The organism is Actinomadura madurae, assembly GCF_900115095.1.
Classification (GTDB): Bacteria; Actinomycetota; Actinomycetes; order Streptosporangiales; family Streptosporangiaceae; genus Spirillospora; species Spirillospora madurae.
Map to the genome: position 1 here is coordinate 125,339 of NZ_FOVH01000004.1, position 15,267 is coordinate 140,605.

15 protein-coding genes are annotated in these 15,267 nt (G+C 73.8%); 4 read left to right on the plus strand and 11 right to left on the minus strand.

Annotated elements, in window-relative coordinates:
• Positions 1 to 200 precede the first annotated feature (200 nt).
• Positions 201 to 404, plus strand: a complete 204-nt coding sequence (locus tag BM339_RS13380) for a BldC family transcriptional regulator (RefSeq protein WP_021593176.1) — start codon at positions 201 to 203, stop codon at positions 402 to 404.
• 60 nt (positions 405 to 464) lie between these two features.
• Here BM339_RS13380 and BM339_RS13385 read toward each other — a convergent pair whose 3' ends face one another.
• The 9 genes from BM339_RS13385 to BM339_RS13425 all read right to left on the minus strand — a co-directional run bounded on the left by BM339_RS13385 (position 465) and on the right by BM339_RS13425 (position 9,528).
• Complete coding sequence (locus BM339_RS13385; RefSeq protein ID WP_021593175.1) at positions 465 to 746, minus strand: hypothetical protein; 282 nt, start codon at positions 744 to 746, stop codon at positions 465 to 467.
• 50 nt (positions 747 to 796) lie between these two features.
• Positions 797 to 1,372, minus strand: a complete 576-nt coding sequence (locus tag BM339_RS51290) for a hypothetical protein (RefSeq protein ID WP_256255334.1) — start codon at positions 1,370 to 1,372, stop codon at positions 797 to 799.
• A gap of 552 nt (positions 1,373 to 1,924) precedes the next feature.
• Entirely contained in the window at positions 1,925 to 2,941 is a 1,017-nt protein-coding gene (gene ccsB, locus BM339_RS13395; protein ID WP_075021026.1) for a c-type cytochrome biogenesis protein CcsB, read from the minus strand.
• Positions 2,942 to 2,945: 4 nt separating this feature from the next.
• Entirely contained in the window at positions 2,946 to 4,658 is a 1,713-nt protein-coding gene (gene resB, locus BM339_RS13400) for a cytochrome c biogenesis protein ResB (RefSeq protein ID WP_075021027.1), read from the minus strand.
• 1 nt (position 4,659) lies between these two features.
• On the minus strand, positions 4,660 to 5,403 hold the full coding sequence (locus BM339_RS13405) for a cytochrome c biogenesis CcdA family protein (protein ID WP_021591647.1): 744 nt from the start codon (positions 5,401 to 5,403) through the stop codon (positions 4,660 to 4,662).
• Positions 5,400 to 5,993 carry a TlpA family protein disulfide reductase gene (locus tag BM339_RS13410; protein ID WP_075021028.1) on the minus strand — a complete coding sequence of 198 codons (594 nt, stop codon included), beginning with the start codon at positions 5,991 to 5,993 and terminating at the stop codon, positions 5,400 to 5,402. The genes BM339_RS13405 and BM339_RS13410 overlap by 4 nt, the downstream gene beginning before the upstream one ends.
• 49 nt (positions 5,994 to 6,042) lie before the next feature.
• Positions 6,043 to 6,681, minus strand: a complete 639-nt coding sequence (locus tag BM339_RS13415; RefSeq protein WP_024935751.1) for a histidine phosphatase family protein — start codon at positions 6,679 to 6,681, stop codon at positions 6,043 to 6,045.
• 64 nt (positions 6,682 to 6,745) lie between these two features.
• Positions 6,746 to 8,527 (minus strand): serine/threonine-protein kinase, encoded by a 1,782-nt coding sequence (locus BM339_RS13420; RefSeq protein ID WP_075021029.1) that lies wholly within the window; start codon positions 8,525 to 8,527, stop codon positions 6,746 to 6,748.
• A 74-nt stretch (positions 8,528 to 8,601) separates the two neighbouring features.
• Entirely contained in the window at positions 8,602 to 9,528 is a 927-nt protein-coding gene (locus BM339_RS13425) for a LysR family transcriptional regulator (protein ID WP_021591651.1), read from the minus strand.
• Between the two features lie 72 nt (positions 9,529 to 9,600).
• Between BM339_RS13425 and BM339_RS13430 the strand changes: the two genes are divergently transcribed.
• A complete protein-coding gene (locus BM339_RS13430) occupies positions 9,601 to 10,536 on the plus strand; it encodes an EamA family transporter (protein ID WP_075021030.1) in 936 nt (311 codons plus the stop codon).
• A 5-nt stretch (positions 10,537 to 10,541) separates the two neighbouring features.
• On the plus strand, positions 10,542 to 11,414 hold the full coding sequence (locus BM339_RS13435; protein ID WP_075021031.1) for a dihydrodipicolinate synthase family protein: 873 nt from the start codon (positions 10,542 to 10,544) through the stop codon (positions 11,412 to 11,414).
• Here BM339_RS13435 and hemL read toward each other — a convergent pair.
• Positions 11,411 to 12,715, minus strand: a complete 1,305-nt coding sequence (gene hemL / locus BM339_RS13440; RefSeq protein WP_021591654.1) for a glutamate-1-semialdehyde 2,1-aminomutase — start codon at positions 12,713 to 12,715, stop codon at positions 11,411 to 11,413. The two genes, BM339_RS13435 and hemL, sit on opposite strands and share 4 nt — an antisense overlap.
• An 87-nt stretch (positions 12,716 to 12,802) precedes the next feature.
• On the opposite strand from hemL, the gene BM339_RS13445 reads away from it, so the two are divergent.
• The gene (locus BM339_RS13445) at positions 12,803 to 14,494 is read left to right on the plus strand and encodes a serine/threonine-protein kinase (RefSeq protein ID WP_075021032.1); all 1,692 of its coding nucleotides are present in this window, start codon (positions 12,803 to 12,805) and stop codon (positions 14,492 to 14,494) included.
• 34 nt (positions 14,495 to 14,528) lie between these two features.
• Here BM339_RS13445 and BM339_RS13450 read toward each other — a convergent pair whose 3' ends face one another.
• The gene (locus BM339_RS13450) at positions 14,529 to 15,182 is read right to left on the minus strand and encodes a bifunctional DNA primase/polymerase (RefSeq protein WP_075021033.1); all 654 of its coding nucleotides are present in this window, start codon (positions 15,180 to 15,182) and stop codon (positions 14,529 to 14,531) included.
• Positions 15,183 to 15,267: the final 85 nt, after the last annotated feature.

A 15,267-nucleotide genomic window follows, 5' to 3' on the forward strand; every position in this document is an offset into this window, starting at 1 on the left:
TGTCTCGGGCGTGACTTGGCAGGTCAAACGGGGTCAGCGTGATCTCTGTGGCCCATGCCGCGATTACCGTTCGTCATCGCGCCAGCTCGGCGAACTACGGTCGGTGATCTTTTGCGAAAACAAGGGAGAAATCGGTCTTGACCCGCCACACTGTAAACAGTCCACCCGCGCCGAGAGCGGGACAAAGGGGGAGAGAAAACGTGGAGAGCACGAGCGAGCGCCTGCTGACCCCTGGGGAGGTCGCCGCCCTCTTCCGGGTCGACCCGAAGACGGTCACCCGGTGGGCCGCCGCGGGCCGGATCAGCAGCATCCGCACTCCGGGAGGCCACCGGCGCTTCCGCGAGTCCGAGGTGCACGCGCTGCTGCGCGGCGAGGAGCCCGTCGCCGAGCATTCGGCCCGCTGACGAGGCCCAGCCGCCCGGATTGCCGCGCCGAAGGCAGTCCCCTCCGCCGGGCGGCCGGGCTCAGTCCTCCCGGTCCCCCGCCTTCCACTCCTCGAACCGGCGCAGCAGCTCAGCGTCCTCGTCCCGCCACCGGCGCCGCCTGTCCTCCAGCTCCTCCTCCGTGAGCGACTCGTCGAGCAGCCGGTCGTAGTCGGGGTCGTCCGGTCCGATCTCGACGTACGCGTCGGCGATGATCCGTCCCTCGCGCGCCTCGTCCCCGGTCTCGTCCCCGTGCCCGCCGGTGTCGGCGAGCACGCTGTGGGGCACCCGGAGCGTGCCGTCGGGGAGCCGGATCACGTACATCGTCGTTCCCCTTCGCTCTGCGCCGCCGCACGGCCTGCCATCGCGGCGTCCTAGATCCCGTACCGGCGGTTGAAGAACAGCATGACCTCCAGGGCCGTCCGGATGTTGCCGGCGAGCATATCCACCAGCGCCGGCCGCTGCCGGGACGAGATCGCGGCGAACGCGTCGGCGAAGAACTCGCGGCGGCCGAGCGCGTCCGGCTGCCGGTGGAACTCGCTCGCGAGGTGCGGGCGGCACTCCTCGTACAGCCTGCGGAAGGCGGGGCTGTCGGAGGTCCACTCGCCGTCGTCGCCGTCGATGTCGTCGAGCGCGTGGCCGACCTCGTGCAGCATCACGTCCGGCGTCGGGGACGGCCGGTCCCCCACGACGATCTTGCGGTCGCCGTACGCGCCGGCGCAGATGTCCCAGGTGGCGCGGCCCGACGGCAGCGGGCGGTCGCGCAGGTGGCCCATGTCGTCCAGCTGCGGGACGCCGCCGGGGCCGACGTAGATGCCGTCCAGCCCGTCCGCGAGCTTCTCCTTCAGCGGCTCCGGCAGCGACGCCAGGCTGTCGACGGCCCCGATCACCTCCGGGGGCGGCGGGCCCTCCCGGACGTCCCACTGCCGGTAGAGGACGCTCTCCAGCACGCCGCAGTGGCGGCGGCCGTCGGCGGCGTGCGGCGTGCCCGGCGGGGTACGGCTCCACGCGCAGCCGCTCGTCCTCCAGCTCGAAGTCGCGCCATCGGTAGTCGCCCGCCCGCGGCCGGCCGTGCCCGCGCCGCCCGAACCGGCCGGTCAGCCCGCGCTGCCCGCCCGCCGTGTCGACGGGCGGGGCGGCGTCGGGGCGGTCCCGGCCGAGGGCGTGGTCGTCGTCGCGGCCCGCCTTGCGGAACCGGCCGAACCGGTCGCGGGGCTGGTTGCTGCGCGGCCGCACCTGCCCGGAGTCGGGCGGGGACGACGCGTAGGCGACGTCGTCCGCGGCCGCGTCCGGGCGGTGCCGGCCGCCGCGGAACGCCTCCCGGGGCCTCGGCTCCCGGGTCTTGCGGTGCACGCCTTTGAAGCGCATCGGGCTCCTCTGTCAGCGGGGACCCGCGGGGGTGCCGCACGGCGTCCGCGCGACCGGGTCCCGGAGGAAGGGTAAGCCGGAACCCGACATTCCGTCATCCCGGGGAGTCACGGGACACGGCCGCGCGGCACCCGTCAGGCGTAGGAGTGCAGGCCGGAGAACATGTAGTTCACGCCGAAGAAGTTGAAGAGCAGCGCCGCGAACGCCAGCAGCGACAGGTACGCGGCCTTGCGGCCCCTCCATCCGGCGGTGGCGCGGGCGTGCAGGTAGGCGGCGTAGACGACCCAGGTGATGAAGGACCAGATCTCCTTGGGGTCCCAGCCCCAGTAGCGACCCCACGCCTGGTCGGCCCAGATCGCGCCCATGATGATCGCGGCCGTCCAGATCGGGAACGCGAACATCGTGACCCGCATCGACAGGCGGTCGAGGCTCTCCACCGACGGGATGCGCGACAGCACGCCGCCCGCGGCGACGCCGCCGCGCGACTCCGCCCGATCCTTGACCAGGTACAGGACGGTGGCGGCGCCCGCCACCGTGAACGAGCCGGTCGCGACGATCGCGGCGGTCACGTGGATGGCGATCCAGTAGGAGTTCAGCGCCGGGCTGACCGGGCCCACCGAGTCGTACAGCCAGATGTTGGCGACGCCGAGCGCGATGGCCGCGGCGGCCATCACGAAAGCGCCGAGGAACCGCGCGTTGTACCGGAGCATCACGACGATGAACGCGGTGACGGCGGCGAACGAGATGGCGGTGAGGAACTCGTACATGTTGCCCCACGGCCACCGGTTCGCGGCCAGCCCGCGGGTCACCAGGACGCCGAGGTGCGCGCCCCAGCCGAGCACGTTCAGCAGGACGGCGAGGCGGACCCAGTCGACCCGGGGACGCTCGGCCGCGTCCCCCTCCGCGTCCGCGTCCATTTCCGCGTCCGCCTTGGCGGGGGCGCCGTCCGGGGCCGCGGCCCCGGCGGAGCCCACCAGCACCTTCGCCCCCGCCTTAGCCGGGACGGCCTCGGCCTCCGCGGCGGCCCCGGCCACCGCGCGGCGGCGGCCGAAGCCCAGGTCGGCGGCGTAGGCGACCAGCGCGATGACGTACATCACCACGGTGGTCAGCATGAGCTTGTCGCTCAGGTTCGCGAGGTCGGCGTTGCTCACCTCGTCACTCCTTCGGTTCGGTCGCCGGCCCGGAGGGGCGGTCGGCGGGCTCGGTCTCGCCGGGCAGGGGGTCGCCGGGCAGGGTGTCGGTCCCGTCTCCTGAACCGGTCCCGTCGTCCGGACCGCGCAGCGCGGCCACGATCTCGTCGAACTCCGGGGTCGGGTTCCCCAGCGTGAGGCCGCCGACCTCCACCACCGTACGCCCGCCCTCTCCGGCGCTCGCACGGACCCACACCCTGCGGCGCCGGACCATGAACGAGGTCGCGACGCCGAGCACCGCGAGGACCGCGGCGATCAGCGCGGGGATGCGTCCCGGGTCGTGGTTGACCGACAGGCTCGTCCACTCCCGGAGCCCGTCGAAGGTGATCGAGCCGGACCCGTCGGGCAGCGTGAACGTCTCCCCCGGCTCCAGCAGCTTCTGGCCGTCCTTGACGGGATGGAGCGTCTTGCCGATGCCCTCCAGTTTGTAGACCGACTGGGGGCTGCCGGAGTCCAGCCCGATGTCGCCCTTGAACGAGGAGATCGTGACGACGGGGCGGATCGGCGCGGGGAACGCCGAGACGATCTGCTTGCCGTCCTCGCTGGCGACCGCGGTCGGCCACAGGATCGCGTAGAAGGCGAGCTGGTCGGGCTGTGCGTCCGGGACCTTGATGACGCCCTCGGACGTCAGGTTCCGCGGCTCCAGTTCCAGGAACGGCACCGAGTCCTGGAACGCCACGTCGCCCTTGGCGTCCCGGACGGTGAACACCGGCGCGTACCCGTGCCCGAGCAGGTACACCTTGGCGCCGCCGACCTCCAGCGGATGGTTCAGCCGCAGGTCGTACCGCTTCTCTCGGCCGTCCGGCGTCGCCCGGTAGCGGATGTGCGCGTCGAACGCGGTGGCCTGGCCGCGCTTGTCGCCCTTGGGCTCGTACTCGGCCTTGAAGTCGTCGAGCGTGACCGTGAACGGGGCGAGCTCGCCGCCCTGGAAGGCCCGTCCGGGCGTGAACTGGTCGTACTGGCTCAGCGAGTTCGCGAACGTCTTGCCCTCGCTGAGCAGGACGTTCCCGCGGTAGCCGAACAGGTTGCCGAGGCCGAGCGCCAACAGCAGGGCGAGCAGCGCCAGGTGGAACAGCAGGTTGCCCGACTCGCCCAGGTAGCCCTTCTCGGCGGACGCCGCGCTGCTGGAGACGTCCACCCGGAACCGGCGCCGGCGCAGGATTTCGCGGGCCTCGGTGAGGACGTCGTCGGGCGCCGCGTCCGTCTCGTAGGTCGCGGACTGCGGCAGCCGCCCCAGGTTGCGCGGGGCCGCCGGGGGCCGCGCCCGCATCGACCTGTAGTGCTTCACGGCGCGCGGGATGACGCAGCCCGCCAGCGACACGAACAGCAGGATGTAGATCGCCGCGAACCAGGGCGCGGCGAACACGTCGAACATCGAGAACCGGTCGAGCCACGGCCCGAGCGTCCTGTGCTCCTCCAGGTAGGCCGCGACCTTCTCGGGGGCCTGCCCGCGCTGCGGCAGGACCGAGCCGGGCACGGCGCCGAGCGCGACCAGGAACAGCAGGATCAGCGCGGTCCGCATCGTGGTGAGCTGCCGCCAGCCCCACCGCAGCCAGCCGAGCGGCCCGATGCCGGAGGGCCGCGGCACCTCCTCCGGCGCCTGCCGCGCGGCCGGAGACCCGGTGGCCGAAGACTCGGAAGACTCGGTGGCCGGGGCGTCGTGCTCGATCTCAGTCATCTCATATCACCGGTTCGAAGCCGCTGATCCACGACCTCAGCTCGATGGTCAGGTCACCCCACAGGCCGCTCACCAGCAGCACCCCGATGAGGACGAGCATCCCCCCGCCGGTCCGCATCACCAGGGGGTAGTGGCGCTTCACGGCGCCGAACGCGCCGAGCGCGCGGCGGTAGGCGAGCGCGGTGACGACGAACGGAAGCCCGAGCCCCGCACAGTACGCCAAGGACAGCAGTGCGCCCCGCCCGGCGCTCGCCTCCGTTATGGCGAGGCCCTGGACCGCCCCGAGCGTCGGGCCGATGCACGGCGTCCAGCCCAGCCCGAACAGGACGCCGAGGAGCGGCGCCCCGGCGAGCCCGGCGGCCGGGAGGCGTCCCGACTTCATCGTCCGCTGCAGGCCGGGGACGAGGCCCATGAACGCCAGCCCGAACACGATCGTGACGGCGCCGAGGACGCGGGTGATCGGGTCCTGGTACTCCAGCAGCCACCGGCCGAGCCCGCCGAAGATCACCCCGTAGCTGACGAACACGGCGCTGAACCCCGCGACGAACAGCAGCACGCCGGCGAGGAGCCGCCCGCGCCGCTGCTCGGCCAGGTCGACGCCGGTCATCCCCGTCACGTACGACAGGTAGCCGGGGACGAGCGGCAGGACGCAGGGGGAGGCGAACGAGACCAGCCCGGCGAGGGCCGCCAGCGGCGCCGCCGCCACCAGCGACCCGCTCACGACCGTCTCGCCGAGGGAGCTCACCGCTCTGCGAGGGCCTTGGCGACCAGCGGGTTCAGCTTCGAGTACGTCGTCGCGCCGATGACGCGGGCGGCGACGCGGCCCTGCCGGTCCAGCACCAGCGTGCTCGGGATCGCGCTCGGCGGGACCTCCCGGAACGCCAGCGTGACCTGGCCGTCCGCGTCGAAGAGGCTCGGGTAGGTGACCTTGAACTTGCGCTCGAACGCCTGCGCGTTGGGCTTGGAGTCCTTGAAGGCGACGCCGAGGAACTCCACGCCCCTCGCCTTGTTCTCGTCGTAGACGTGCTGGAGGGACGGCGCCTCGCCGCGGCACGGCGCGCACCACGACGCCCAGAAGTTGACGACGACGACCTTGCCCTTGAACTCCGACAGTTCGAACGCCTTGCCGTCGAGGCGCTCCCCGCCGACGTCCCGGACGCTCTTGCGGTCGGCGGGCTTGTACTCCGTCACGTTCCCGTCGCCGGCGATGAAGCGGTTGTCGCCGCCGTCCGGCCCGTTCTCCGCGGCGCCCGTCCCGGCGCAGCCGGCCAGCAGCCCGGACAGCGCGACGGCAGCGGCGGCGGCGCGGAGCGGGGGGTTTCGGCGGGGGTTCAACGGACCCTCCTCCTACTACTACAGGACGTAGTACAACTTACCGGTGCGGTCACGCGCCCGCGACACTGGGGCCCTTCGCGATCCCGGCCGCGGGCTCGCAGTAGGCGACCTCGACCAGCCGGCTGCCCTGGAACGTCAGGCTCGTGAGGCTGGCGAGCGCGCACTCCCGCTTGTTCGGGTGGTGCCAGAGCCGGCGCCGCTCGGCGTGCAGCCGCAGGATCCAGATCGGCAGCTGGTGGCTGACGCACACGGCCTCGTGGCCGCGCGCCGCCTCCCGCGCCCGGATCACGGCGGCGCGCATCCGGGCGGCCAGCTCCCGGTACGGCTCGCCCCACGACGGCCGGAAGGGGTTGACCAGATGCCGCCAGTGCTCGGGGCGGCGCAGCGAGCCGGCCCCGGCGCCGAACGTCAGCCCCTCGAAGTGGTTGTCGGCCTCGATCAGACGATCGTCCACCGTGACGGGCAGGTCCAGCGCGTCGGCCAGCGGCGCGGCCGTCTCCAGCGCCCGCTGCATCGGCGAGGAGAACAGCGCGGCCACGTCCCGGTCGCCGAACCACTTCGCGGCGGCCTTCGCCATGAGGACGCCGTCCTCGCTCAGGCGGTAGCCGGGCAGCCGCCCGTAGAGGATGCCCTCGGGATTGTGCACCTCGCCGTGCCGCAAGAGGTGAACGGTAGTCGTTTCAGTCATCGCGAGGTCAGATTACCCGCGCCACCAGCCGCTCCCGTCCACCGGCCGTGCCCCTGGGACGGGCTCAGCGGCGGCTGGACGCGACGAAGTCGGCGATGCGCTTCGCGGCGCGGTCGAGGTCGGCCTTGGCGGGCCGGCCCTCCTGCACCCCCTGCACGTACCAGTAGGTGAGCGCGGCGGTGCAGATGTCGGCGTTGGCCAGCGGCGCGGTGCAGGAGATCGGCCACGCCACGCCCTTGGTGCCGAGCGTGGACAGCTTGGCCGATACGTACGGGGACGGCGGCGTCTCGCTCGGCGGCTCGGAGACCATCATCGCCAGCACGCCGGGAACCCCGGTCGGGATGTCCTGCCGCCCGGTGACGCCGGAGGTGCAGTCGCCGGCTTCCGCGCGCTCCCGCTCGGCCTGCGGGGAGTCGGGGAAGTACTGGCACAGCGAGCTCCTGATCCCGCCGACCGACCCCTGCCACTCCTGGACGACCAGCGCGGTCCGGACGTCCCCGGCGGTGCTGAGGCCCGAGTTCACGCCCATCGACCCCTCGCACCCGCCGCCCGAGGGGCCGATCACCGGGCCCTGCTGCGTCCAGTAGACGACGGTGTCGCGGGGCATCCGCACCTGGGCGGGGAGCGTCACCTTCGCCGGGCCCGGCGACACGCTGATCGGCCCGCCGCCCGGCCCCGTGACGGGGCAGCTCCGCACGTCCGCCACCGTGGCCGCCGCCCTCGTCACGGTGGGCGTCGGCTCGGGGTCCTGCCGGGTGGCGCGGTCGACGGTGAACGCGGCGGCGCCGACGACCACGACCGTCCCGACGGAGACCGCCGCCAGCCCGGCGCCGCTGCCGAGGAACGCCTTCACCGCGGACGCCCCGGCGACGTTGCCCGCGGTGGACGCCGACGCCGTCCCGGACACCGCGCCCGCGGTGCCCGCCGTGCCGGCCACGGTGCCCGCTGTGCCGACCGCTCCGGCCGCGCCGGGCACCAGCCAGGCGGCGAGCGGGAACAGCACGGCGAGGGCCGCGGCGGACGCGGCGAGGGTCCGGACGCCGCGCGCCTCCCAGTCACCGCCGTACGTCTCGCGGGCGGCGCGTTCGAGGTCGTCGACGAAGGCGGCGGCGCCGTCCGGGCGGTCCTCGGGTGCCTTGGCCATCCCGCGCCGGACCAGGTCGCGGAGCGCCTCCGGCACGTCCTCGACCGGGACGTCACCGGTCAGGTGCGCGCGCATCAGCGCCGCCCGGTCGCCGGTGTAGGGCCGCTCCCCGGTCACGCACTCCACGAACACGCAGGTCGCCGCGTACACGTCGGACGCGGGCGTGGCGACGTGCCGGCTCCACTGCTCGGGCGCCATGTAGTACGGGGTCCCGGCGCCCCCGGCCTCCTCCCCGGCCGGGGTGGCGATGCCGAAGTCGACGAGGCGGCTGCGCCCGTCCGCCGGGACGACGACGTTCGCGGGCTTGTAGTCGCGGTGGACGACGCCGACGGCGTGCGCGGCGGCCAGGCCCAGCAGCGAGCCCTTCAGGACGGCCAGGGACGCCTCCGGGCCGAGCGCCCGGTGCCGCGCCAGCAGCTCCTTGAGGGAGACCCCGTCGACGGCTTCCATGACGATGGCGCTGGTCTCCGGGCCTTCGATGAGCCGGAAGAGCCGCGCGACGTGCGGGCTGTCCGCCTGGCCGAGCATCAGCGCCTCGTGCCGCAGCCGCTCCCGCTCGGCCTCGTCCGCCCCGGCCGGCAGGTACTTGATCGCGACGGGCGTGCCGGACGCCTCGTGCCGGGCGAGCACGACCCGTCCCTGCGCGCCCGACCCGAGCTCCCGCACCTCCGCGAACCCGTCGACCCGCCACTCGCCGTCCACGTGCCCACCGCCGCCGCTCGATCAGGGAAAAACGTCCGATATGACGATCATGCCCCGAATAAGGTTCGGACGGATCAGCCGGGCGCGCCCACCAGCTCCGCGGCATCGGCCGGGACGGCGGCGCGCAGCGCGGTGAGGGCGGCGCGGATCGCGGGACGCCGGGCGGCCTCCTCGCGCCACACCGCGTACACGCGGCGGGACAGCGGTGCGGACAGCGGCACGATCGCCACCCCCGGCGGCACGTCGCAGCGGCCGAGGCGGGGCAGGATCACGTTGCCGAGCCCGGCGGCCACGAGTGACAGCTGCGTCGCGAACTCGTAGGCCATGTGGTCGATGCGGGGTTCGCTGTCGATGGCGCGGAGCGTGCGCAGGAGCCAGTCGCAGCAGATGCTGTCGGGCGAGGAGCTGATCCACGGGTCGCCGGCGAGCTCCTTCAGGTCGATCGTGTCGCGCCCGGCCAGCTCGTGGCCGGACGGCAGCGCCACGTCCGCGACGTCGTCGCAGATGACGCCCTTGTGCAGGCCCTCGGGGAGCGGCAGCGGCTCGTTGTTCCAGTCCTGGACGACGGCCATGTCGAGGTCGCCGCGCAGCACGAGCGGCATGCTCTGCATCGGGTCCTCTTCGCGGAGCAGGACGCGCAGGTCGGGGTGGTCGGTGCGCAGGGTCCGCAGCGCGGCGGGCATGAGCCCGCGGACGGCGGTGGGGAACGCGGCGACGGTGAGCTGCCCGACGACGGAGCCGCGGTGCGCCTCCAGGTCGGCCTGCGCCTGCTCGACCAGCGACAGGATCCGCTCCGCGTGCGCGACGAGCAGTTCGGCCGCGTCGGTGAGGCGGACGCCGCGGCCGTTGCGTTCCAGGAGCTTCTGGCCGGTCTCGCGCTCCAGCTTGGCAAGCTGCTGGGAGACCGCCGAGGTGGTGACGTGCAGGACGTCCGCGGCGGCGCTCACCGAGCCGTAGGTCGCGACGGAGTGCAGGGCGCGCAGCCGTTCCAGATCAAGCATGAAGCAATACTAAAACGAGGTGTCAAGAAGTTCTCGCTTGTCCTAAAGCAAGTGTTTCCTCACGATCGGGATATGAGCTCCCGCCACGTCCTGCTGGCCACCCTGATCGCCGCGCTCTGGGGCTTCAACTTCGTGCCCATCAAGGTGGCGCTGGACGATCTGCCGCCGCTGCTGATGGGCGCGGTGCGGTTCACGGCCGCGGCGGTGCCCGCCGTCTTCCTCGTCCGCCGGCCGCCGGTCGCGGCGCGCTGGCTCGTCCTGGTGGGCGTCCCGCTCGGCGTGGGCCAGTTCGGCCTGCTCTTCCTCGGCATGAACCTCGGCATGCCCGCGGGCCTGGCCTCGGTCGTGCTCCAGGTCCAGGCGATCTTCACGGCGCTGTTCGCGTTCCTGCTGCTGCGCGAGCGGCCCGGCGCCCGGCAGATCGCGGGGATGGTCGTGGCGTTCGGCGGCGTGGCGCTGCTCGGCGTGGCGCAGGCGGGGGGCGGCAGCCCGGTGGGCGCGTTCCTGATCAGCCTGGCGGCCGCGGCCAGCTGGGGGCTCGCCAACGTGGCGATGCGCCGGATGAACCAGGCCGCCGGGGAACCGGTCGACGCGTTCGGGTTCATGGTGTGGATGTCGCTCGTCCCGCCCCTCCCGCTCTTCGCGCTGTCGCTGATCTTCGAGGGGCCGGAGGCCGTGCCCGCCGCGGCACGCGACCTGACGCTTCCGGGCGCCGCCTCCATGGCGTTCATCGCCTACGTCTCGACGCTGTTCTGCTTCGGCGTCTGGGGATGGCTGATCCGCCGGTACGAGGCCGGCACGGTCGCCATGTACTCGCTGCTCGTCCCGCCGTTCGGCCTCGCCTCCGCGGCGGTCCTCCTCGGCGAGCACGTGGACGCGGTGCGGCTGGCCGGCGCCGCGCTGATCATCGCGGGGGTCGCGGCGGGCAGCCTCCGCCTGCGGCCCCGCACTCCCGCGGCCGCGGGCCTCCCGCCGGCCCCCGGCATCGCTCCGGCACGAACGAGGTGAGACCCATGCACGGAATCCACGCGTCGCTCGTGACGCCGTTCACCCGCTCCGGCGAGGTGGACGCCAAGTCGCTCGAACGCCTCGCCGTCCACTGCCTGGACAACGGCGCGGACGGGCTGGTCGCGCTCGGCACGACCGGCGAGGCCGCCCTGCTGAGCGCCGCCGAGCGGCGGACGGTGCTGGAGGTGTGCCGCGCGGTCTCGCTCGAACACGGAACCCCGCTGACGGTGGGCGCCGGGACGATGGGCACCGAGGACTCGATCCGGCAGGCCCGCGAGCGCGCCCCGCTCGCCGACGCGCTGCTCGTGGTCGTCCCGTACTACCTGCGCCCGTCGGACGAGGGCGTCGTCGACCATTTCGCCGCCGTCGGCGCCGCCGTGGACGTCCCCCTCATCCCCTACAACGTGCCGTACCGGACGGCGAAGCCCCTGGCCGCGGAGACCCTCCTGCGGATCCTCGACCTCGACTGCGTCGCGGGCATGAAGCACTGCGCGGGAGCGATCGACCAGGACACCCTCGCGGTGCTCGCGTCCCGCCCGGACAAGGCCGTCCTGTGCGGGGACGACGCGTACATCTACCCGATGCTCCAGCTCGGCGCTTCCGGCGGCGTCGCCGCGTGCGCGTGCCTGTCGCCGGCCGCCTACGCCGCGATGGCGGACGCGGCGCGCCACGGGAACGCGGCACGCGCGCTGGCGCTCCACAACGCGCTGCTGCCGATGGCGGTGGCGCTGTTCAGCGAGCCGTCGCCGGCGGTGCTCAAGGCCTGCCTGGCCGAACAGGGCCTGATCGACGACCCCGCGGTGCGCGCACCCCTGCACACACCGCGTCCCGAGCCGGTCTCCGAAGCGCTGGCGGCATTCCGGGCCGTGCCCCTCTAGGAGGTTGAGGCCGACGCCCGTGCCGCGGCCTTGGCGGCGTGCGGGAGCGCGTCCAGGATCCGCCCCACAGCCTCCTCGTCATGCGCGGACGAGAGGAACCACACCTCGTACGCCGACGGCGGCAGGTACACGCCGCGCTCCAGCGCGGCGTGGAAGAACGCCCCGTAGGCGCCGGAGTCCTGGCGCTGCGCGGCGGCGAAATCGCCCACGACGCCGTCGGTGAAGAAGATCGAGAACAGCGTGCCGGCGGTCTGCAGCGAGTGCGGGACCCCCTCCCGCTCCAGCGCCTCGGACGCGGCCCTCGACACGGTCTCCGCCGCGCGCCCGATCGCGGCGTACACCTCGTCGGTGGCGTGCCGGAGGGTGGCGAGCCCGGCGGCGGTGGCGAGCGGGTTCCCCGACAGGGTGCCGGCCTGGTAGACGGGCCCGGCGGGGGCGAGATGGTCCATGACGTCGGCGCGCCCGCCGAACGCGGCGGCGGGCAGCCCGCCGCCCATCACCTTCCCGAACGTCACCAGGTCGCCCGGCACGCCCTCGATCCCGAACCACCCGGTCCTGGACGCGCGGAACCCGGTGAGCACCTCGTCGATCACCAGCAGCGCGCCGTACCGCTCGCACAGCCGCTTGAGCAGCGCGTTGAACCCGGCGATCGGCGGGACGACGCCCATGTTGCACGGCACCGCCTCGGTGATGACGCAGGCGATGTCGGTGCCGTGCTCGTGGAACGCCGTCTCCACGGCGGCGACGTCGTTGTAGGGCAGGATCAGCGTGTCGGCGGTGGCCGCGCCGGTCACGCCCGGGGTGTCGGGCAGCCCGAACGTGGCGACGCCCGAGCCCGCCGCGGCGAGCAGCGCGTCCACGTGCCCGTGGTAGCACCCCGCGAACTTCACGATCTTGGTGCGGCCGGTGAAGCCGCGGGCCAGCCGGATCGCCGACATCGTCGCCTCGGTCCCGGAGTTGACGAGCCGGACCTTCTCCGCCGGCGTCCGGGCGACGATCTCCTCGGCCAGCGCGACCTCGCCCTCGGTCGGCGCCCCGTAGGAGGTGCCGCGGCCGGCCGCGTCCCGCACGGCCTCCACCACGGCCGGATGGGCGTGCCCGAGGATCAGCGGTCCCCAGGAGCACACCAGGTCGACGTACTCTGTGCCGTCGGCGTCGGTGAGGTACGGGCCCCGCGCGGACGCCACGAAGCGGGGGGTCCCGCCGACGGCTCCGAAGGCCCGCACGGGCGAGTTGACGCCGCCGGGGGTCACCGCGGCGGCGCGGTCGAACAGCTGCCGGGAGCGATCGAAATCAGTCACGGTCGCAGTCTCTCAGTTGCAGTTCGGCGACTTGCCTTGACCTCATGCCGTACGGGCCGATATTCCACCAAGTACGACATCGGAGGGATGGCTTTCACCGTGGTTGACGGCTGGACGGTCCCGGGCTTCACCCACGAGCGGGAGCTGGGTGACGGCGCCGCGGGCCGGGTGGTGCTGGCGGTCGACGATCTCACCAGCACGCGGGTCGCGATCAAGTACCTCGACAGGGCGCTCGGCGCCGACGAGTCCTTTCTGGCGCGGTTCCGGGCGGCGGCCCGGAGCCTGTCCCAGCTCGAGGACCCCAACGTGGTCGACTTCTACGATTTCGTGGAGACCGCGGACGGCACCGCGATCGTGATGCAGTGCGTCGAGGGCGTCAGCCTGCGCCGCGTCCTCGCCGCGCAGGGGCCCACCGGCCCGCTCGCGGCGCTGTCGCTGCTGGGCGGGACGCTCCTCGGGCTCGCCGCGGCGCACGAGCACGACGTGGTGCACGGCTCCATGCGCCCGGCGAACGTGCTCGTGGACGGCGAGGGCAACGCGCGCCTCACCGACTTCGCGACCGCGCCCGCGGGTACCGAGGCACAGCTCGGTCCGCCGTACGCGGCGCCCGAGCTGTGGGACGGCGCGCCCGCCACCGTCGCCACCGACCTGTACGCGGCCACCGCGATCTTCTACGAGTGCCTCACCGGCCATCCCCCCTACACCGGGCGGAACATGGCGCGGCAGCACCGCGAGGCGCCCGTCCCCGCCGACGAGGTCCCCGGGCCGCTGCGCGAGCTGATCCACCAGGGCCTCGCGAAGGACCCGGAGCGGCGCCCGAAGTCGGCCGCCGACTACCTCGCCGCCCTGGAGGAGGCCGCCGTCTCGGCGTACGGGCCGTCGTGGGAGGCGCAGGGCCGCGGCCGCCTCACCGAGCTCTGCGCGCAGGCCGCGCAGCGGCCGGAGCCGCCGAAGCCGAAGCAGTCCCGCAGCAGCGGCCGCAACGCGATCGTCGCCGGCGGGCAGCCGGGCGGCGGGTCGCGGACGCGCTGGGTCCTCGCCGCCGTCGCCGTCCTGGTGATCGCGGGCGCCGGGGCGGGCGCGGCGGCGGTGCTGAAGAAGGACGACAAGCAGCCGCCCGAGCCGACGCCCGCGCAGAACAGCTCCCCGCAGCCGACGCTGCCGGCCGGCGGCGTCGACCCGGCGCCCCTCGTCGCGCGGATCGACCAGGCCACCGCGCAGGCGCCCGGCGCCGCGTTCAGCTACCGGCAGACGGGCTGCTGCGGCTTCCCCGTCAACGGCCGGGGGACGTTCGGACTGGCCCAGGGCGGGCAGGCGTCGTACACGCTGACGCTCGCCGGGACGGGCTCGGCCCGCAAGCCCGTGCGGGCCGTCATCGTCCAGGACCGGCTGTACGTGCGCGCCGGCAAGAAGTGGCGGTCCTCACCGCTCGGCGGGCGCGGCTACGCCGGGGCGGCCGACCAGGTGCGGCAGGGCTCGTCCGTCGGGAACCTGACGGCGCTGCTGCGCGCGGCGACGAAGCTCACCCGGTCCGGTTCGATCTACGAGGGCGAGGCCCCGGCCGCGAAGCTGGCGCAGGCGCCCGGCGTCGGGCCGATGTACGCGCGGATGTCGCAGGCGACCGGCGCCCAGCAGATCGCCTTCGCCATCAAGTTCGACTCCGGCTACCGCCCGGTCCGGTTCTGGGTGCGCGCCGGCCCCGAGAAGGGCCGCAACCAGATGCAGCACGGCTCCTACACCAAGTGGGGCCGCAAGCCCGCCGTCAAAGCGCCCCGCTGACGCGAGAGCGCCCCGCTGACCGGCCGGCGGGGCGCTAGGCGTCCTCGCCGTCCTCGCAGGCGTCCGAGAGGACCTCCAGGAGCCGCAGCGGGTCGGGCAGCGGGTCGCGGGACGGCGGGCGCAGCCAGCCCACCTCACGCCCGTACGGGAGGACGGACGGCGCCGCGACGACGTAGCTGTCGCGGCAGTGCCAGCGCATCCCGGGCGTCTCGGTGACATCCTCCGGCAGGGTGTCCAGGTGGCACGACCACCACTCGTCCTCGTCGACGGGGGCGCCGCGCGTCGCGACGAAGAACAGGTGCCGGTCGCCCCCGAACGAAGCGACCGGACCGACGGGGAGGTCGTCCCGCTCGATCCGGTCGAGGGCGATGGTCCCGGCGGCGGCCGGGACGTCGAACACGTCGAATACCCGGCCCGTCGGCAGGATGATGTTGGCCTGCGGGCGCTCCGCCCACCACCGTTTGATCACCTCCGCGTCGACGCTGGCCTGATGGGCCCAGGCCGCCGACACCGGATGCGCGCCCGGGTCCGGACAGCCGATCCGGTCGCACGAACACGCCCGGTCGCCCCCGGCCGGCGAGTGCGCCCCGGGAAAGCAGGGCCAGCCGAGATCCGCGTACTCCCGCGCCGCCGCGGCCATCCGGTCGCGCGCCGCCTTCAGCCGCCTGTTCCCCGAGACCGCCAGCATCTCCGCCCCCCAATACCCAAGGTCGCACGCAGGTTCCTTGGTTATCGATGATGCCCGGCGGCGTGAAGCGCGGACACGGCAACCC